This is a genomic window from Micromonospora sp. USAFONa4, assembly GCF_057197825.1.
Genome location: NZ_CM170072.1, coordinates 6,667,064 through 6,686,339 on the forward strand (window position 1 = coordinate 6,667,064; position 19,276 = coordinate 6,686,339).

Sequence of the window (19,276 nt, forward strand, 5' to 3'; positions counted from 1 at the left end):
GCCACCGTCCATCCTTCCGACGTGATCCGACCTACCAGGCCAGCGGCCATCTCCCTGCTCATCGCCGCGACGATGTCGGGGTGCGCGACGACCGGGCCGACCACTCGGGACAGCGACGCCGACGCGGTGACATCCGTTGGCCCGTCCGCCGCGACCGCCACGGCGCATTCGGCACGGCCGCCGTCGCCAGCCGGTACGGAACCGGCGCCGACGCGGCCGGCCACCACGGAGCCCGCCGACGGGAAGCCGACCACGGGGAAGCCGTCGCACCCGGCCACCACTGTGGTCGCCGGCCCGCGAATCGTCCACCTGCGCGTCGCCCGGCAGCCGAAGTGCGCCGAGGGCACCGCCGTCTTCCGCGCCGACCCCGTGCCCCTGGTGATCGAGTGGAAGATCACCGGCGCCACCGGCGGGGCCCTGTCCGTGGACGATCCGACGAACACGCCGGGCACGTACGGCCCGGTGGATCTCGAAGGCTCGCAGGAGTTCCTCTTCTCCTGCACCGGCGACGTCGGCAGCACCGAAACGCACACCTACGCGCTCTACACGGTCGGTGGCGGGCCCGTGCGGTCCGCGACCGTCACCGCCTCGGCCAAGGTGCTCGACAAGGGCCTCGGCACCAACTGACCCGCATCCCGTCCCCCTGCGAGGAGACCTCGTGAAGCACCGCTCCGTCACCCTGGCCGCCCTCGTCGCCGTCTGCCTCACCGCGGGCTGCGACCTCACCGGATCCACCACCGCCGGCGAATCACCGACCGCGGACGCCACGCTCGCACCGCCCGCCGAGGCCGCCTCCCCGACGCCGGAGGGGACCGCGGACGGCGACCCGGGTGCGGTGCGGGGAGCCGGCGGCATCCCCGACCCCTGCACCCTGCTCACCGAGGCCGAGGTGGTCGACCTGACCGGCCGCGAGGTCACCCGGAACGACGAGGACGGCGGCGATGCCGGCGACGTCACCCGCTTCTGCCAGTGGCAGCAGGACCACGGCCAGCTCGCGATCTTCCTGAGCCGCACCACCGCCGCGGACTTCGACGTCACCGTCGCCGCTGCCAGGCCGGTGGACGGGGTCGGCGAGAAGGCGTACTGGCACTCCGGGCACCTCTACGTCCTGCACGGCGCCGTGCAGATCGACGTCTACTCCCGCGGCGGCTCCGACGCGCAGAACCTGGCCGACGCCGAGCAGGTCGCCAAGGTCGTCATCCCGCGCCTCTGACGACGGATCGCGGCCAGCCCGCCGGCCACGTCCACGAACGCCAGGCGTCGTGGTGCTCGTGTGCACGAACACCGCGAGGAGGAGCGGGCCCCCTCAGGTCACCAGGCCCCGGCGGTACGCGTACACCACGGCTTGCACCCGGTCGCGTAGGTCGAGCTTGGCGAGGATGCGGGACACGTACGTCTTGACCGTCTCCTGGCTGATCACCAGGGCCGCGGCGATCTCGCTGTTGGACAGGCCCTCCGCGATGAGCCGGAGCACCTCCAGCTCGCGCGGGGTCAGCGCGCCGCCGTTCGGGTCGCCCTCGGCCGGGCGGATGCGGGCCGCGTACCTGCCCACCAACTGCCGGGTCACCTCCGGGGCCAGCAGCGCGGCGCCCGCCGCCACCGTGCGGATGCCGTGGAGCAGCTGCGCCGGTGGGGCGTCCTTGAGCAGGAAGCCGCTGGCGCCCGCACGCAGTGCCTCGTAGACGTACTCGTCGAGGTTGAACGTCGTCACCACGAGGACCTTCACCGGCTCGGGGACCCCGGCGCCGGCCAGCAGGCGGGTCGCCTCGATGCCGTCGAGCACCGGCATCCGGACGTCCATCACCACCACGTCCGGCCGGAGCCGAACGGCCAGGTCGACCGCCGCGCGCCCGTCGCCGCACTCGCCGACGATCTCCATGTCGGGCTGGGCGTCGATGATCGTCGCGAATCCGGCGCGGATCAGCTCCTGGTCGTCGCAGACCAGCACCCGGACCGAAGCGGTCACGACGGGTTTCCAGCCGGGATCCGGGCCCGCACGAGGAAGCCGCCGCCGGCCTGCGCGCCCGCGCTGAAGTCGCCACCGAGGGCGGTGACCCGCTCGCGGAGCCCGGTGAGGCCGCGTCCGCTGCCGCCCGGGGACGCGCTGCCGGACCCGGAGCCGTCGGTGCTGATCTCCACGGTCGTCTCTCCTTTCCCGTGGTGAACGCGAACCTTGGTCCGGCTGCCGTGCGCATACTTCAGCGCGTTCGTCAGCGCCTCCTGCACCACCCGGTACGCCGTTTCGCCGGTGCTGCCGGTGGCCGCCACCGACGTGCCCTCCCGGACGAACTCGACCGGCTGCCCGGCCTGCCGGGAATGGTCGACGAGGGCGTCCAGGTCGCCGACGGACGGCGTACGCGGATCGCTGTGATCCGGGTTGAGCAGGTCGAGCAGCTGCCGCAGGTCGCCGATGGCCCGGCGGCCGGTGCCGGTGATCGCGGTCAGGGCCTGGTCCAGCTTGTCCGGGGCGCCCGTCAGGTAGCGCGCCGCCTCGGCCTGCACGACCATCGCCGTCACGTGGTGGGTGACGACGTCGTGCAACTCCCGGGCGATGCGCGTGCGCTCCGCGGTGCGGGTGGTCTCCTCGACATGGCGGCGGCGTTCCGCTTCGGCGGCCCGGTTCTGGCGCAGCCACGCCCCGATGCCCCACGCGAGCGCCAGCAACAGGTAGAAGGTGGTGAACCCCGCGACGCCCTCATCCGATCCGAGCCGGTCGAGGGAGATCGCCAGGGGCACGTACGCCGCCGAGGCGAGACCCGCGACGACCCAGCGGCGCCGTTCCAGGTGGGCGCCGGCGCTGATGAGCGCGATGGCCAGTCCCGTACCCGCGACGGTGTGGTAGCCGCGGAGCTGGTCGAGCGCGAAGCCGAGCGACACCAGCGCGAGGCAGACGGCCGGCCACCGACGGCGTACGGCCAGCGGCAGGCACTCCAGGGCGACGACACCGACGGTCAGCGCGTCGTACGGGCGGTCCGGGAGGTCGCCGAGCTGCGTACCCTGTCGCTCCAGGGCCGGGACCACCGCCGCGAGGGCGAGGGCCAGGGCGAACGGGAGGTCCCGGACCGTGACCGGCCACTGCTGCCACAGATCCGGGAGCCTCCGGAGCTTGATCACTGGGTGACTTTAGCGGTTGCCGGGGCCTGCGCCGTGCGGTGGCGGCGCGGGACGATGTGCCCGCGGCGCTTGGCCAGCCACAGGAACACCACGGTCAGCACCACGCCGGCCAGCACCGCGTACAGGCTGCCCTCCGGCCCGAAAGCGCCGCCGCTGAGCGCGACCGGCCCCGACGTCGAGGCTTCGAGCAGCCCCTTCGACTCGCCGTTGCCCGAGACCACGACGCTGAAGATGCCGCCGGCGGCGAAATTCCAGCCGAAGTGCAGGCCGATCGGGACCCACAGGTTCCGGGTGGCGGCGTAACAGGCGGCCAGCATGAACCCGGCCTCGATGGCGATGGCGGTCGCCCCCCACAGGGTGGCCTCCGGGTTCACCAGGTGCATCGCGCCGAACACCACGCCGGTCAGGGCGAGGGCGATCCAGGTGCCCGTACGCTCCTCGATGATCCGGAACAGCACCCCCCGGAACAGCAGCTCCTCGGTGACCGCGATGGCCGCCATGAGCCCGAGCAGACCCAGCGCTCGCGTCGGTGAACCCCAGCCCTCGACGTGGTAACCGCCGAGTAACGCGATGTTGGCGATGACGGCAGCGAACATGGCGAAGCCGATGAGCGCCCCGCGGACCAGCTTCCCGTCCCAACCGTCCTGGCCGAGCTCGGTCGGCTCACGGCGCTCGGTGCGCCGCACGACCCACCGGTAGACGACCACGCCCAGCACCGCCGTCACAGCGCCGATCACCAAGGTGAGGAGGAAGCTGCCCTCGACGGCGGCGACGCTCTGCCCGCCGACGAGGGCGACGGCGGCGACGGCGAGAAGCTGTTTGACGAAGCGCATGATGACTCCTTCGCAGACCGGGACCGGAGCGTCGCGGACACGAAGAAACCTATGGAGTTCCGCCGCCGCAATCGTCCCCGTGCGGTGGACACTTGCGGGTAGCTCGCACGGGGGACAAGACCCTTCCGGAGTCCGGAAACCCGGTCGGACATGGCAGATCCGCCGCTCGCCGCGCCCCGTTCGGCCGTGGGACCCACGCCGAGGCAGGACGGCGTCCCCGGGGCCGGGTCGCGAGGGTGGCTAGCATCTGCGCATGACGTTCTGGGTGCACTACGTGGTCCCACCCGGGGTGGCCGCCGGGGGCATGCTCGCGCCCCCGGGCGACGACGTCCTCGTCTTCGCGCAGACGGTCGAGGTGGGCGGGCGGGACCGGACCGTCGAGTTCTCCGTCCTCGCCGCCGGCGACGGGATCGAGGTCGCCACGGACATCGACTGCACCGCGTTGCTGCGGGGACGGGCCGAGGAGGTGGCCGTCGTCCGAGCCGTGGACGGCCTGGTGCTCGAGCACGCCGTACAGGCTGTCCGGATCCACGAGCTGCTGCTGCACAGGTGGTACGAGGTCAGCTCGGCGTCCCACCGGGCGTCGCTCGAAGCGCTCCGGCGATGGCTCACGGCGCACGACCCAGCGGGCGACTACTGGCAACTGCTCGTACGGCCAGGCGACCGGGCAGCGGGCGGCCCCGCCTGAGTGGCGGTGAGGCCGACGACGATCAGGCGGACTCACCCGGCGGCCGGACCGGATCCGTGGCCGGCGGGGCGGTGCCGGGGGCGCCCGGCCCGTCGCCGGGCGGGACCGGTCGGCAGTCGAGGTAGGCGTCCAGGGCGGCGGCGCCGGTCAGCATGGCACGGCTGCGGGCAGCGAGGCGGGCGCGCCAGTCGCGCAGCATCGACCCGAGCGGCGCGACGCCCCCGGCGGAGCGGACCTGGGCGATCAGCGGGGCGATCTGCGCCAGCAGGTAGCCGCCCCGCCTGAGCTGGTGGGCCAGCCGGGCGTCGCGCACGTCGGCGGCGCTGTAGACCCGGTAGCCCGTCTGCGGGTCGCGGCGCGGCTGGAGCACGCCCGCGCGTTCCCACTTGCGCAGGGTGGCCGGGCGGATGCCGAGCCTTCTCGACAGGGGACCGACGAACGTGTTGCTCCGTCCCTGCGGCACCGGGTCGAGGTCACCGACGGCGGCTTCGGCGGCCTGGAGGGTGCGGCGGTCGTCGAGGAGTTGCGCGTGACTCTCGTCGACGAGCCGCAGGGCGTCCTCGGTCGCGCCCCGGTTGACCGCCTGCATGATCGACGTGGCAGCCGCATGCCCGTGCCCGGGCACGAGGGCGAGGAACGCGCGCAGTGCCTGCGCGTGCAGCGCCGTGTAGGCGCGGTAGCCGTGCGGGGTGCGGGCCGCGGGCGGAAGGATGCCGGCCGCCTCGTAGTTCCTGACCGCCTGCGTCGACAGGCCGTGCGCGCGCGCCAGGTCGACCGGCCTGAGCCTGCCACTGCTTTGAGGGTTTGGCGTCATCACGCTGCCGAGGTTTGAGAGAAGTTTACACGGTCGGTTCAACGATACCGTTGAGGGCATGACTGCTGGTATCGCAGACGCCGCCCGTGCCGTCGACCCCGCTGCCGTCATGGCGTTGCTCCCGGGCAGGCCTCGACTGCTCGCCCTGGGCGAGCCCACCCACGGCGAGGACGCCCTGCTCGACCTGCGGAACGAGCTCTTCCGGCAACTCGTCGAGCGGGAGCACTACCGGACGATCGCGATCGAGAGCGACTGCGTGATGGGGCTGGTCGTGGACGACCACGTCACCTCGGGCACCGGCGTCCTCGACGACGTCATGGAGCGCGGGTTCAGCCACGGGTGGGGCGCCTTCGCCGCCAACCGCGAGCTGGTGCGCTGGATGCGCGCGTACAACGACGGGCGGCCCCCGGCGGAGCAGGTGCGGTTCGCCGGATTCGACGGCCCGCTGGAGATCACCGGCGCCGCGAGCCCCCGGCAGGTTCTCACCGCACTGCACGCCTACCTCTCCGCCCGGGTCGACGCCGACCTGCTTCCCTGCGCGGTGGAGACGCTCGACCGCCTGCTCGGCGCCGACGAGCGGTGGACCAGTCCCGCCGCGATGACGGACCCCTCCCGGTCCGTGGGGCGTACGCCCGACGCTGGCCGGCTGCGGCTGCTCGCCGACGACCTGGTGGCCCTGCTCGACGCGCAGACGCCGCAGCTGATCGCGGCGTCCACACCGGAGGAGTGGCACCGGGCACGCCTGTACGGGCGTACCGCCGTCGGCCTGCTGCGCTACCACCACGCGATGGCCGACCCGTCGCCGAGCCGCATGGCGCGGTTGCTCGGCGTGCGGGATTCGATGATGGCCGCCAACCTGCTCGCCATCGCCGGACGAGGGCCGGCGCTGGTGAACGCCCACAACGGCCACCTCCAGCGCAACAGGAGCAGCATGCGGATGGGCGGACTGCCGGTGCAGTGGTGGAGCGCCGGCGCGATCGTCGCCGCCCAGTTGGGCGAGGAGTACGCCTTCGTCGCCACGGCCGTCGGCACGATCCGCCACCAGGGAGTCGACGCCCCGCCGCCGGACACCGTGGAAGGGCTGCTGTACGCGCTGCCGGCGGAGCGTCACCTCGTCGACGCCCGCCGACTGGCCACCGCCCTCGCCGGCACGACGCCCGCCGCCCGGGTGTCGCCCTGGTTCGGCTACGCCCCGCTCGACCCGGCCCACGTGGCCGACACCGACGGGATCCTGTTCGTCAGGGACGCCGGGCGGGGCCAGGCTCCGCCAGTGTCCGGCAACGACTGACCGGCAGCGGTCCGGGCCTGCCGCCGGGACGACGCCGGGGGCCGCCGGGACGACGCCGGGGGCCGCCGGGGCGGCGCCGGGTGTCGGCGCCGCCCCGGCCGGTTCAGGCGATCGCGCAGGTGGCGCCGTTGAGGGTGAACGAGGCGGGCCGTCCCGTGTCGCCGGTGTGGGTGGCCTGGAAGCCGACGCTGACCGACGTGCCGGGCGCGATGGTGGCGTTGTAGGAGACGTTGCGAGCGGTGACCGCGCCGCTGGTCGGGGCGTACGTCGCGTTCCAGCCGTTGGTGATGCTCTGGCCGGCGGGCAGCGTGAAGGCCAGCGACCAGCCGTTCACCGTCGTGGTGCCGGTGTTGGTGACGGTGACCGAGGCGGTCAGGCCGGCGTTCCAGGCGTTGACGGTGTAGCCCACCCGGCAGGCGCCCGGCGCGGGCGGCGGAGTGCTGGGCGGCGGAGTGCTGGGCGGGGGAGTGCTGGGCGGCGGCGTGGTCGGCGGCGGCGTGGTCGGCGGCGGCGTGGTGGGGGGCGCGGTGGTGTCGAGCCCGAAGAAGCGGATCGCCTGCGCGGCGTCGACCGGCAGGTTGTGCGACACCCCCTGCATGCTGATCGCCTCGACCGGCGCCCGGTCGCCGCTGCCGCCGTAGCGGGTGCGGGTGTAGCCGGCCTGCGGGCTGTCGGTGTACGTCGGCGTCTGGCTCAGCCCGTGCACGTCGGTCCACTGCTTGATCTGCTCGCCGAAGTTCGGGTAGCGCAGCACCTCGTCGTTGGTCCCGTGCCAGGTCTGCATCCGGGGCCGGCGCCCGGTGTAGCCCGGATAGGCGTTGCGGACCAGGTTTCCCCACTCCCGCGCGGTCCTGGTGACCTGTCCGTTGGCGCACTCGCTGTTCCACTCGGAGCCGTTGGTCGTGGCGAAGCAGCCGAAGGGGACCCCGGAGAACGCCGCCCCGGCGCTGAACACGTCGGGATAGAGCCCGAGCAGGACGTTTGTCATCATCGCGCCCGACGAGATGCCGGTGGCGAAGATCCGGTCGGGGTCGACGGCGTAGCGCTGCCGGACGTGGTCGACCATCGACTTGATGCCCACCGGGTCGCTGCCGCCGTCGCGGCGCAGCGCCTGCGGGGAGGAGACGTCGAAGCACTGGCTGCTGCGGGTCACCGACGGGTAGACGACGATGTAGCCGTACCGGTCGGCGAGCGCCGCGTACTGGGTGTTGGCGTACATGGCGGGGCCGGTGCCGGTGCAGTAGTGCACCGCGACCAGCAGCCCCGGCCGGGGCGCGACGGAGTCCGGCACGTACAGGTACATGCGCAGGTTGCTCGGGTTCGGGCCGAAGCTCGTCACCTCGGTCAGGGCCGCGGCGGACGCCGGCGGGGCGACCGCCACCGCCGCCAGGGCGGTCAGCGCGGCGGCGGCCAGGGCGGCGCCCAGCACTCGGAGTCTGGTCCTCATGGATGGTTCCTCTTCCGCAGACGGTGGACAGGGCGGGGTTCCGATCGAGGGCTGCCCGGCTGCCCGATCACGTCCGGCTCAGGAACATCGACAAGTATCTATTAATGTGGAGGGTCCGGCAAGTGCCGGCCGCGCGCGACCGGCCGTCCCGCCCCTCGCGCCGTCACCGGGTCAGGCGCTTCTCGAACCAGTGGTGGGCGTACGGCTCGGCGTTGTACGCCTCGATCTCGCGGTAGCCGGCCGCCCGGTACATCGCGATCGCCTCGGTGAGGTTGCGGTTCGTGTCCAGCCGGACGGCGCTCCAGCCCCGCTCGGCGGCGTGGCGTTCCAGCTCGCCCAGCATCCGCCGCCCGAGCCCGAGCCCGCGTACGGAGTCCGCCACCCAGACCCGCTTGATCTCGGCGGGCGCGCCCCGGTGGAGCTTCACCGCGCCGCAGCCGACCGGCTCGGTGTTGAGGGTGGCGAGCAGGAACACGCCGGCCGGGGGGACGAGTTCCTCGTCGTGCACCGGGTTGCTCCGGGCCGGGTCGAACCCGCCGTCGAAGCGCCGCGCCACCTCCCGGGCGTAGGCCCGTACGCAGGCACGGGCGCGCGGGTCGCCGGGCGGGCAGGGCTCGATCAGCACCATCGACGCGACGAGCAGCCGTTCCACCTCGGCCATCGCCGCGACGAGCCGCTCGCGGCGTCGCCCGGTCAGCGGGGCGAGGATCGACCGGGCGAACTCGTCGGAGCGCTCGTCGAGCTCGGTCCACTCGGCGCGGCCGGCGGCGGTGAGCGTGGCGACCCGGACCCGCCCGTCCCCGCCCACCTGGTCGGACGGCCCGACGGTGACGAGCCCGTCGCCCTCCAGGGCGCGCAGGAGGCGGCTGAGGTGCCCCGAGTCCAGCCCGAGCCGGGACCGCAGCGCCGCGACCTCGGCGCCGCCGGGGCCGATCTCCCACAGCAGGCGGGCCTGGGCGAGGGGGCGGGCGCGCGCCATGTACTCGTCGTCGAGCGCCCCCACCCGCTGGGTCACCGTCCGGTTGAACCGCCGCATGGCGGCGATGAGCTCCGTCTCCATGAAACCTGACCTTAGTCAGCTATACCCGGTCCGCGCCAGCGCCGCCCCGGCGGCGGAGTGCGGTCGCGTCCGCGTACCGCCGGCGACCCGGCCCAGGCCATGGCCCGGCGGCCCCGGGGCGGCGCGGTGGGCGCCGTCCCCGGGGCCGTCCGGTCACCCGACGGTCAGGAGGCGGTGCAGGAGCGCACCATCGGGCGCGTCCAGTTGCCGTTGGCCATCGTGGTGAACCCGAAGACGTTGCCGCTGCCGTTGGAGCGCATCGTCATGACGTTGCCGCTGCCGTCCCAGCTCGGGGTGCCGTTCCAGGTGGCGGAGACCTTCTGCGGGGGCGTCACCTCGACGACGACGGTCCAGTTGGTGGCGCCGCTGACCGTGACGTCGCTGTTGAACCGGTCGCCCCACCGGGTGCCGTCGCGCAGGGTGGCGGTGCAGCTGCCGCCCGGCGGCGGGGTGGTCGGGCCGGTCGTCGGCGGCGGCGAGGTCGGCGGGGGCGTGCCGTTGTTGAGGGCGGCGAGGACCGCGTCGTACGCGGGCTTGCGGTTGCCGCCGTTGTCGAACAGCAGCGGCGTGTCGGAGGCCCGCCAGGAGTCGCTGTCCCGGATGCCCCAGACGGTGATGCCCGTGCACCGGGCCACCGCGAGGCAGTCGTTGACCACGTTGCGGTACGTGGTGGGCGAGGCCCCCGCGATGTCCAGCTCGGTGATCTGCACGTCGACGCCGAGCGCGGCGAAGCTGGACAGGGTCGTGCGGTAGTTGCCCGGGTAGGGCGAGCCGCTGTTGAAGTGCGACTGGAGGCCCACGCAGTCGATCGGTACGCCCCGGGCCTTGAAGTCGCGGACCATGTTGTAGACGGCCTGGGTCTTCGCGTGGCTCCAGTCGTCGGTGTTGTAGTCGTTGTAACAGAGCTTGGCGCCGGGGTCGGCGGCCCGGGCGGCCCGGAACGCCGCCTCGATCCAGTCGTTGCCGGTGCGCTGGAGGTTCGAGTCGCGCCGGGCCCCGCTGCCGCCGTCGGCGAACGCCTCGTTGACCACGTCCCACGCCACGACCTGACCACGGAAGTGGGTGGCCACCTGGGTGACGTGGTTGAGCATCGCCTGGCGCAGCGCGCTGCCGCTCATGTTCTGCATCCAGCCGGGCTGCTGCGAGTGCCAGGCCAGGGTGTGGCCCCGCACGCTCATGCCCCGGCTGCGGGCGTGGCTGACGATCCGGTCGGCGTTGCCGAAGGTGAACTGCCCCTGCTGCGGCTCGGTGGCGTCGATCTTCATCTCGTTCTCGGGCGTCACCGAGTTGAACTCGCGGTTCAGGATCGTGACGTAGGTGTTGTCGCTGAGCTTGTTGGCGGCGACGGCGGCGCCGAAGTAGCGACCGCGCTCCGCCGCCGACGCGCCCAGCGTGGTCCCGGCGCTCGCCGCGCCGGGCAGGACCGTGGCGCCGGTCGCCGCGAGCAGTCCCACGGCGGCGACGACGATGGCCGCGCGCGCCCGCGAACGCGATCTCGACCGGGTGTCCCGGGGGTGCCTCTCGGTCATTCCTGCTCCTTCCGGGGCCGGTCCGCACCGTCGGGGGGCGGACCGGAGTGGTGGGGGTGTGCCGGATCAGGGCCGCCCCGGCGGGCTGCGGCGCACGGGCCGCGGACCCGCCGTCATCGACCCTGATGGATGTGGAGTATGGCAGCGCCGCGCGCGGCCGAGCAAGAATTTCCGGAAAAGTTTCGGTAGCTGTCGAGCCTGCCGCATTGGCGAATTCGTAGTGCTCGCAGGTCAGCGAGCAGCCATAAAGGACGGCGGGCACCCGTGCTGATCTTCGTGCGATCAGGAAGAGTGCCCGCCGGTCGGATTTTCCGGGACGATTCCGTAACGCGTCAGGGGTCGCGCCTGGCCAGGCCGCCCATCTTCACCGCCGTGAACACCGCCGCGGCCAGCGCGACGTCGGAGAGCAGCATCAGACCGATCGCGTACGACCCCTGCACGCCGTACACCCAGCCCATCACCAGTGGCGGGACGAAGCCGCCGAGCCCGCCGGCGGCGCCGACCAGCCCGGTGACCGCGCCCACCTGGTCGGCGGGGGCGACCCTGCCGACGAGGGCGAACACGGCCCCGCTGGACGCTCCGAGCAGCACCGCCATCCCGAGCAACGCGACGGTCGCCACGGGCAGCAGGGCGGGCTCGAAGGCCTGCACCACCGCGAAGGCGGCCACCCCGGCGAAGCACCACACCAGCACCGGAACCGGGTGCAGCCGGTCGGAGAGCCAGCCGCCCAGCGGGCGGGCCAGGACGGCGAGGACCACGAACCCGGCGGTACGCAACGCGCCGTCGGCCGCGTCCAGGCCGTAGGCGGTGCCCAGGTACGCGGGCAGGTACACGCTGAAGGCCACGAACCCGCCGAAGCCGACCGCGTACAGGAAACACAACTGCCACGTCACGGTCAGCCGGCCCACCCTGGCCAGACGCGCCCACGCCGACCCGGTCGGCCGGACGCGCTCCGGTGCGTCGCGCAGCAGCAGGAACCCCAGCACCGCGTAGCCGGCGAGGATCGCGGCCACCAGTAGGAAGGGGGCCCGGTCGCCGTAGGCGTCGGCGAGCCGGACGGTGGTGAAGTTGGCGATCGCCGTGCCGCCCATGCCGATGCCGAACACGCCGATCGCGAAGCCGCGCCGCGCGGGCGGGTACCAGCCGGAGACCAGCGGCACGCCGACGGCGAAGGCGGTGCCGCCGATGCCGAGGAAGAAGCCCGTCACGATCAGCGCCGGATAGGAGGAGACCACGCTCAGGGTCAGCACCGGCACGATCGTGGCGAGCGTGACCAGCGGGAAGACCACCCGGGCGCCGTAGCGGTCGGTGAGGGCGCCGACCGGGATGCGGCCCAGCGACCCGACCACCACCGGTACGGCCACCAGCAGCGACTGCGCGGCGAAGCTGAGGTCGAGGCGCTCCTTGATGCCCGGTCCCAGCGGCCCCAGCAGCGCCCAGCCCCAGAAGTTCACCAGGAAGCCGAGGGTGGCGAGGACGAGTTGGGTCGTGGCGCCGGACCTGCCCGGCGTCGACGCCCCCGGCGCGTCCGTACCCGGGGCCGGGGCAGTGCCGGTCGGCTGTCCGTCACGGGCGGTGCTCATCGCTGCCCTCCTCGAATCGTCCTGCTGCCGGCGCGTTCATCGGCCCGAGCGGTCGCGGCGCCCGCCCGGGGTGGGCAGCTTCGGCGGGCCCTCCCAGCCGGGGCGGACCGGCCGCAACCCGGGCCGGTCGTCCCGGCTGCGGTACACGACGTACGGGCGGGTGGCGTAGCCGACCGGCGCGCTGAACGCGTGCACGAGCCGGGTGAACGGCCAGAACGCGAAGAGGGCGAACGCCGCCAGGATGTGGATCTGGAAGGCCACCGGCACGCCGGCCATGATCTCCGGGTCCGGGCTGAGGTAGAACAGCGACCGGAACCACGGGGAGATCGTCTCGCGGTAGTTGTAGCCGGGCCCCGACACGTTCGCCCGCACGGTGGCCCACAGGCCGAGCACGATCACGCCCGCGAGCACCACGTACATCGCCTTGTCGTTGCGGGTGGTGGCGGCGAAGACCGGGCCGGTGAGCCGCCTTCGGGCGATCAGGATTCCCAGGCCGATCAGGGTGCAGAAGCCGGCCACCGTGCCGATGAACACGGCCATCAGGTGGTACCCGTGCTTGGTGATCCCGACCGCCCCGGTCCACGACTCGGGGATCAGCAGGCCGCCCACGTGTCCGATCAGGACCATGAGCACCCCGAAGTGGAACAGCGGGCTGCCCCAGCGCAGAATCGTGCTCTCGTAGAGCTGCGAGGAGCGCGTGGTCCAGCCGAACTTGTCGTACCGGTGGCGCCAGATCAGCCCACCGACCAGGACCACCAGGGACAGGTACGGGTACACGACCCACAGCAGCGTGTTCATCGGTACGTCCCTCCGACGGTGGTGTCGACTACTCCATACGGCTCCAGGCCGACCTGCTCCACCGGGGGGCCGGTGCGGGCCAGCCGGGCGACCGCGGCGAGGTCCGCCGGCGCGGCGGGCGGCAGCATCTCGCGGACGGCGACCACCGCCTGCCGGTAGACCGACCGGTCCCGGCCCAGCGCCTCCACCAGCAGGTCGAGGCCGACCCGGTTGTCGCGCAGCAGTCGCCACCCGCCGTCGTCGGCGGCCGACAGGTCGAGCACTGCGGGCAGGAAGTCGGGCAGCTCACCGTCGACCACCTCCAGGCCGGCCCGCTTGTACGCGGCGGTGAAGCCGACGAGGGCCTCGCCGCGTTTACGGGTGTCGCCGCAGGTGTAGTACGTCAGGTGCAGGCAGCAGCGGCGGCGGAAGTCGAACAGCTCGACGTACGCCGACCGGAGCTGACCGGGATCGGTGCCCTCGCGGTAGGCGACAACCTCGCGCAGCGGGTCGGCGACCACCGCCGGCAGCCCGTCGAGGGCGGCGTGCAGCACGGGCAGCGCCGCCGTGACCTCGCCGTCGGGATAGCGCAGCAGCAGCGAGGCGGCCCGGGCCGCGACCGCCCGCCAGGTGGGTGCGCTCATCGTCCCTCCCCCTCCTGCCCGGCGTCGCCGGAGCGGGGCGGGAAGAGCCCTCTCGGGGTGCCCTTGCCGTCCCAGTTGAGCAGGTTCACCCGGCGCGGCTCGTCGCCGGGATCGGTGAAGCCGTCGGCGGTCTGCCGATCGCGCAGCATGTGGAACGTCTCCACCTGCACGGGCACCGGAGTGCCGGACGACTCCCCGAACGGCCCCTGCCCGTACGGGCCGCCGCCGCCCATGCCCGGGCCGCCCTCGTAGTCGAGGCTGCACTCGGTGGCGATCTTCTCCAGCCGGTGCGCGTCCTCGGCGTGCGCCGCCGGGATGACGTAGCGCTGCTCGTACTTGGCGATGGCCAGCAGCCGGTACATCTCGTCGACCTGCTCGCCGGTCATGCCCACGGCGGCGGCGATCGACTCGTCGGGCTCCTCGCCGAGGTTGATCCGGCGCTGGTACGACCGCATTGCCGCGAGCCGGTTGAGCACCTTGCGCACCGGGGCGGGGTCGCCGGCGCTGAAGAGTTCGGCCAGGTATTCCACCGGGATGCGCAGCGCGTCGACCGCGCCGAAGAGGTTGCCCGCGTCCTCCGCGTCGTGGCCGGTGTCGCGCAGCACGTCGGCCACCGGCGACAGCGGCGGGATATACCAGACCATCGGCATGGTCCGGTACTCCGGGTGCAGCGGCAGCGCCACCTCGTACTTCATGATCAGGTCCCAGATCGGGGAGCGCCGGGCGGCGTCGATCCAGTCGTCGGGGATGCCCGCCGCCCGGGCGGCCTCGACCACGGCCGGGTCGTGCGGGTCGAGGAACACCGAGCGCTGGGCGGCGTACAGGTCCTCCTCGTCCTTGACGGCCGCGGCCTCGGCGACCCGGTCGACGTCGTAGAGCATCAGCCCCAGGTAGCGCAGCCGGCCCACGCACGTCTCGGAGCAGATGGTCGGCTGGCCGATCTCGATGCGCGGGAAGCAGAACGTGCACTTCTCGGCCTTGCCGGTGCGGTGGTTGAAGTAGACCTTCTTGTACGGGCAGCCGGTCACGCACATCCGCCAGCCCCGGCAGCGGTCCTGGTCGACCAGCACGATGCCGTCCTCGGCCCGCTTGTAGATCGCCCCCGACGGGCAGGACGCCGCGCAGGACGGGTTGAGGCAGTGCTCGCAGATGCGCGGGAGGAAGAACATGAACGTCTTCTCGAACTCCTGCTTCACCTGGCCGGACACCTTCGCCAGCACCGGGTCGCCGGCGGCGATCTCGTTGCCGCCGGCGAGCGAGTCGTCCCAGTTGGCGCTCCAGGTGATCTTCGTGTCCTGGCCGGTGAGCAGGGACTTCGGCCGGGCCACGGGCGTGTCGTCACCCGCCGGCGCGGTCAGCAGGTGCTCGTAGTCGTACGTCCACGGCTCGTAGTAGTCCTGCATCGACGGCAGCTTCGGGTTGGCGAAGATGCCGAACAGCTTCTTCACCCGCCCGCCGGAGCGCGGCTTCAGCTTCCCCGAGCGGGTCCGCACCCAGCCGCCCTGCCACCGCTGCTGGTCCTCGTACGTGCGCGGGTAGCCCTGGCCGGGCCGGGTCTCCACGTTGTTGAACCAGACGTACTCCACCCCGGACCGGTTGGTCCACGCCTGCTTGCACGTCACCGAGCAGGTGTGGCAGCCGATGCACTTGTCGAGGTTCATCACCATCGCCATCTGGGCCATCACGCGCATCAGTACTGCACCTCCTGCGAACGGCGGCGGATCACGGTGACCTCGTCGCGCTGGTTGCCGGTGGGCCCGAGATAGTTGAACGCGAACGACAACTGGGCGTACCCGCCGATGAGGTGCGTGGGCTTGACCAGCAGCCGGGTCAGCGAGTTGTGGATGCCGCCGCGCCGGCCGTTGACCTCGGCCTTCGGCACGTCGATCACCCGTTCCTGGGCGTGGTACATGTAGACCGTCCCCTCGGGCATCTTGTGGCTGACCACGGCCCGGCAGACCACGACGCCGTTGCGGTTCACCGCCTCGATCCACTCGTTGTCCCGTACGCCGATCTTCGCGGCGTCGGCCTCGCTCATCCACATCGTCGGCCCGCCCCGCGACAGCGTCAGCATCAGCAGGTTGTCCTGGTACTCGGAGTGGATCGACCACTTCGAGTGCGGCGTGAGGTACCGGACGGTGATCTCCAGCTCGCCGTTGCTCGACAACTCCGGCGCGGCGCGTCTGCCGCCGCGCAGCGCCCCGGAGCCGTCGCCCAGCCGCGGCTCGCCGAAGAGGCGGTGCATGTCCAGCGGCGGGCGGAAGATCGGCAGCGCCTCGCCCGCCTCGTGCATCCAGTCGTGGTCGAGGAAGAAGTGCTGCCGCCCGGTGAGCGTGTGCCACGGCTTGAGCCGCTCGGTGTTGATGGTGAACGGCGAGTAGCGCCGGCCGCCGTGCTCGCTGCCCGACCACTCCGGGCTCGTGATCACCGGCACCGGGCGGGACTGGGTGTCGGCGAAGGTAATCTGCTTGCCCTCGTGCTCGGCGGCCAGGTCCGCCAGGCGTACGCCGGTGCGCTTCTCCACGTCCCGGAAGCCGGCGGTGGCGACGCGGCCGTTGGTGGTGCCGGAGAGGGCGAGGATCGCCTCGCAGGCGTGCACGTCCGTCGCCAGTGACGGCCGCCCGTCGGCCGCGCCGCCGCGCACCTCGCCGTTCTTGCGGCGCAGGTACGCCACCTCGGGCCGGACGTCCACGGACACGCCCTTGCCGGACGTGCCGAGGGTGTCCATCAGCGGGCCGAGGGCGGCCAGCTGGTCGGCGACCGCGCCGTAGTCGCGCTCCACCACCAGCAGCTTCGGCATCGTGCGGCCGGGCACCGGCGTCTCGCCCTCGGCCGCCCAGTCGCGCACCCGGCCGTGCGGGGTCGCCATCGCGTCCGGCGTGTCGTGCAGCAGCGGCGCCGCGACGAGATCCTTCCGTACGCCGAGGTGCTCCGCCGCCAGCGTCGAGAACGCGCGGGCGATGCCGTGGAAGGCGTCGAAGTCGGTGCGGGTCTGCCACGGCGGGTTGATCGCCGGGGTGAACGCGTGCACGAAGGGGTGCATGTCGGTGCTGCTCAGGTCGTGCTTCTCGTACCAGGTGGCGGCCGGCAGCACGATGTCGGAGAAGAGCGTCGTGGAGGTCATCCGGAAGTCCAGCGACAGCAGCAGGTCGAGCTTGCCCTCCGGCGCGTCCCTGCGCCAGGTCACGTCCGCCGGCCGCAGCTCCGGCGGCGCCTCGTCGGCGCGCAGGTTGGCGTCGGTGCCGAGCAGGTGCCGCAGGAAGTACTCGTTGCCCTTCGCCGACGAGCCGAGCAGGTTGGCCCGCCACACGGTCAGCACCCGCGGCCAGTTCCGCGGGGCGTCCGGGTCGGTGCAGGCGAAGCGCACCCGCCCCTTGCCGAGCTGCTCGGCGACCCAGCCGGCCGGGTCGTCGGGGCGGGCGGCCAGCGCCTCGTCGGCCAGGTCGAGGGGGCTGCGGTCGAACGTCGGCATCGACGGCATCCAGCCCAGGCGCGCCGACTGGGCCAGCAGGTCCATTGTGTGCTTGCCGGCGAAGGCCCCCGTGCCGGTGGGGGAGGAGACCACGTCGGCGGAGTACGTGTCGTAGCGCCACTGGTCGGTGTGCACGTACCAGAAGGCGGTGCCGATCATCTGTCGTGGCGGGCGGACCCAGTCCAGGCCGAACGCCAGCTGCGCCCAGCCGGTCGCCGGGCGGCACTTCTCCTGCCCGACGTAGTGCGCCCAGCCGCCGCCGTTGACGCCCTGGCAGCCGGTGAGGGTGACCAGCGCAAGGATCGCCCGGTAGGTGGCGTCGGAGTGGAACCAGTGGTTCGTGCCCGCGCCGAGCAGGATCATCGACCGGCCGCCGGAGCGTTCCGCGTTGTCGGCGAACTCCCGCGCCACCCGGGCCACCTGCGCCGCCGGCACCCCCGTGATCGGCTCCTGCCACGCCGGCGTGTACGGCGACGCGACGTCGTCGTAGCCCGCCGGCCACTGCCCGGGCAGCCCGTCGCGGGCCACCCCGTACTGGGCCAGCAGGAGGTCGAACACGCTGGTCACGAGCTGGCCGTGCACGGTCCGCGTCGGCACGCCACGGCGCAGCACCTGCGGGGTGTCGGTGTCGAAGCGGGGCAGCTCCACCTCGACCGCGTCCCCGGCGCCGAGGCAGGTCAGCGCCGGCTCGAGGTCGCCCAGGTCGAGGTTCCACTGCCCGTCCTGCCCGCCCCAGCGGTGCCCGAGGCTGCCGCGCGGCACGGCGGGGGCGTCGGTCGCCGAGTCCCAGAGCACCGTCCTGAAGGCCGCCTCCTTCCCGGCCTCACCCAGGTCCTCGGCGGTGAGGAACCGGCCCGGCCGGTACGCCCCGTCGGCGCCCGCCTCCAGCGTCACCAGGTACGGCAGGTCGGTGAAGCGGCGCACGTAGTCGACGAAGCGCGGGGTGCGCCGGTCGACGAAGAACTCCTTGAGGATGACGTGCCCCATCGCCATGGCGAGGGCGCCGTCGGTGCCCGGCTGGGCGGGCATCCACTCGTCGGCGAACTTGACGTTGTCGGCGAAGTCGGGGCTGACCACCACGACCTTCTGGCCCCGGTAGCGCGCCTCGGCCATCCAGTGCGCGTCCGGGGTGCGGGTCACCGGCACGTTCGAGCCCCACATGACGAAGTAGGAGGCGTCCCACCAGTCGCCGGACTCGGGCACGTCGGTCTGGTCGCCGAAGACCTGCGGGGAGGCCACCGGCAGGTCCGCGTACCAGTCGTAGAAGGAGAGCATCGACCCGCCGAGCAGCGACACGAAGCGCGCCCCGACGGCGTGCGACACCATCGACATCGCCGGGATCGGGGAGAAGCCGGCGACCCGGTCGGGGCCGTACTCGGCGATCGTGTGCACGTGGGCGGCGGCGATCATCTCCTGCGCCTCGTCCCAGCCGATGCGTACCAGGCCGCCCTTGCCGCGCGCCTTCTGGTAGCGGCGGCGGCGCTCCGGGTCGGCCTGGATGTCCGCCCACGCGGCGACCGGGTCGCCGAGGCGGCCCTTGGCCTCGCGGTACATCTCGACCAGCACGCCCCGGGCGTACGGGTAGCGCACCCGGGTGGGGGAGTAGGTGTACCAGGAGAAGGCCGCACCCCGGGGGCAGCCGCGCGGCTCGTACTCCGGCCGGTCGGGGCCGACGCTCGGGTAGTCGGTCTGCTGCTGTTCCCAGGTGATGATGCCGTCCTTGACGTACACCTTCCAGGAGCACGAGCCGGTGCAGTTGACCCCGTGTGTGGAGCGCACCACCTTGTCGTAGGACGAGCGGTCCCGGTAGAAGGCGTCCGCCTCCCGCCCGCCGATCTGGTGCAGCGTCCGGCCGTCGGCGGACACCTCCGCCCGGCGCACCAGACCGCCCACGGCCAGCAGCGCCCGCCCGGCTCCCTCGGTAGCTCGTGACATAAGGCCCATCCCTCCGGTAGATCACCGTGAGCCCCACATTTGCGGCGAAAACGCCGAAGCGCAACCGGAGGCGGGGGCCCAGAGCCATCGTC

At 72.9% G+C, this 19,276-nt stretch carries 16 protein-coding genes; 4 read left to right on the forward strand and 12 right to left on the reverse strand.

Going from position 1 to position 19,276, the window contains the following annotated elements:
* Positions 1 to 21 precede the first annotated feature (21 nt).
* Together AC0OO9_RS28745 and AC0OO9_RS28750 are read left to right on the forward strand one after the other, a co-directional pair.
* Positions 22 to 627: a hypothetical protein gene (locus tag AC0OO9_RS28745; protein ID WP_484513783.1), complete on the forward strand. Its 606-nt coding sequence runs from the start codon at positions 22 to 24 to the stop codon at positions 625 to 627.
* 31 nt (positions 628 to 658) lie between these two features.
* Positions 659 to 1,213, forward strand: a complete 555-nt coding sequence (locus AC0OO9_RS28750; protein WP_484513784.1) for a DUF3558 family protein — start codon at positions 659 to 661, stop codon at positions 1,211 to 1,213.
* Between the two features lie 93 nt (positions 1,214 to 1,306).
* On the opposite strand, the gene AC0OO9_RS28755 is transcribed toward AC0OO9_RS28750, so the two are convergent.
* Genes AC0OO9_RS28755 through AC0OO9_RS28765 form a run of 3 tightly spaced genes read right to left on the reverse strand, consistent with a single transcriptional unit; the run spans position 1,307 to position 3,947 of the window.
* A complete protein-coding gene (locus AC0OO9_RS28755; RefSeq protein WP_484513785.1) occupies positions 1,307 to 1,966 on the reverse strand; it encodes a response regulator in 660 nt (219 codons plus the stop codon).
* On the reverse strand, positions 1,963 to 3,114 hold the full coding sequence (locus tag AC0OO9_RS28760) for a sensor histidine kinase (RefSeq protein WP_484513786.1): 1,152 nt from the start codon (positions 3,112 to 3,114) through the stop codon (positions 1,963 to 1,965). Before AC0OO9_RS28760 ends, AC0OO9_RS28755 begins: the two co-directional genes overlap by 4 nt.
* Entirely contained in the window at positions 3,111 to 3,947 is an 837-nt protein-coding gene (locus AC0OO9_RS28765) for a CPBP family intramembrane glutamic endopeptidase (RefSeq protein ID WP_484513788.1), read from the reverse strand. The genes AC0OO9_RS28760 and AC0OO9_RS28765 overlap by 4 nt, the downstream gene beginning before the upstream one ends.
* Positions 3,948 to 4,200: 253 nt before the next feature.
* Here AC0OO9_RS28765 and AC0OO9_RS28770 point away from each other — a divergent pair, with 253 nt between their 5' ends.
* Complete coding sequence (locus AC0OO9_RS28770; protein WP_484513789.1) at positions 4,201 to 4,635, forward strand: hypothetical protein; 435 nt, start codon at positions 4,201 to 4,203, stop codon at positions 4,633 to 4,635.
* 22 nt (positions 4,636 to 4,657) lie between these two features.
* On the opposite strand, the gene AC0OO9_RS28775 is transcribed toward AC0OO9_RS28770, so the two are convergent.
* Entirely contained in the window at positions 4,658 to 5,449 is a 792-nt protein-coding gene (locus AC0OO9_RS28775; protein WP_484518079.1) for a TioE family transcriptional regulator, read from the reverse strand.
* A 58-nt stretch (positions 5,450 to 5,507) separates the two neighbouring features.
* On the opposite strand from AC0OO9_RS28775, the gene AC0OO9_RS28780 reads away from it, so the two are divergent.
* Positions 5,508 to 6,737: an erythromycin esterase family protein gene (locus AC0OO9_RS28780; protein ID WP_484513790.1), complete on the forward strand. Its 1,230-nt coding sequence runs from the start codon at positions 5,508 to 5,510 to the stop codon at positions 6,735 to 6,737.
* Positions 6,738 to 6,840: 103 nt separating this feature from the next.
* Here AC0OO9_RS28780 and AC0OO9_RS28785 read toward each other — a convergent pair whose 3' ends face one another.
* From AC0OO9_RS28785 to AC0OO9_RS28820, 8 genes are all read right to left on the reverse strand, one after another.
* On the reverse strand, positions 6,841 to 8,184 hold the full coding sequence (locus AC0OO9_RS28785) for an extracellular catalytic domain type 1 short-chain-length polyhydroxyalkanoate depolymerase (protein WP_484513792.1): 1,344 nt from the start codon (positions 8,182 to 8,184) through the stop codon (positions 6,841 to 6,843).
* Positions 8,185 to 8,347: 163 nt separating this feature from the next.
* Positions 8,348 to 9,244, reverse strand: coding sequence for a GNAT family N-acetyltransferase (locus AC0OO9_RS28790; protein WP_484513793.1), 897 nt, complete (start codon positions 9,242 to 9,244; stop codon positions 8,348 to 8,350).
* A gap of 164 nt (positions 9,245 to 9,408) precedes the next feature.
* Complete coding sequence (locus tag AC0OO9_RS28795; protein ID WP_484513795.1) at positions 9,409 to 10,773, reverse strand: glycoside hydrolase family 10 protein; 1,365 nt, start codon at positions 10,771 to 10,773, stop codon at positions 9,409 to 9,411.
* Between the two features lie 332 nt (positions 10,774 to 11,105).
* A complete protein-coding gene (locus tag AC0OO9_RS28800) occupies positions 11,106 to 12,356 on the reverse strand; it encodes an MFS transporter (RefSeq protein WP_484513797.1) in 1,251 nt (416 codons plus the stop codon).
* A 36-nt stretch (positions 12,357 to 12,392) separates the two neighbouring features.
* On the reverse strand, positions 12,393 to 13,154 hold the full coding sequence (gene narI, locus AC0OO9_RS28805) for a respiratory nitrate reductase subunit gamma (RefSeq protein ID WP_484513798.1): 762 nt from the start codon (positions 13,152 to 13,154) through the stop codon (positions 12,393 to 12,395).
* The gene (gene narJ / locus AC0OO9_RS28810) at positions 13,151 to 13,777 is read right to left on the reverse strand and encodes a nitrate reductase molybdenum cofactor assembly chaperone (RefSeq protein WP_484513799.1); all 627 of its coding nucleotides are present in this window, start codon (positions 13,775 to 13,777) and stop codon (positions 13,151 to 13,153) included. The genes narI and narJ overlap by 4 nt, the downstream gene beginning before the upstream one ends.
* Complete coding sequence (narH, locus tag AC0OO9_RS28815) at positions 13,774 to 15,468, reverse strand: nitrate reductase subunit beta (protein WP_484513801.1); 1,695 nt, start codon at positions 15,466 to 15,468, stop codon at positions 13,774 to 13,776. Before narH ends, narJ begins: the two co-directional genes overlap by 4 nt.
* Positions 15,468 to 19,184: a nitrate reductase subunit alpha gene (locus tag AC0OO9_RS28820; protein ID WP_484513803.1), complete on the reverse strand. Its 3,717-nt coding sequence runs from the start codon at positions 19,182 to 19,184 to the stop codon at positions 15,468 to 15,470. Before AC0OO9_RS28820 ends, narH begins: the two co-directional genes overlap by 1 nt.
* Between the last annotated feature and the right edge of the window lie 92 nt (positions 19,185 to 19,276).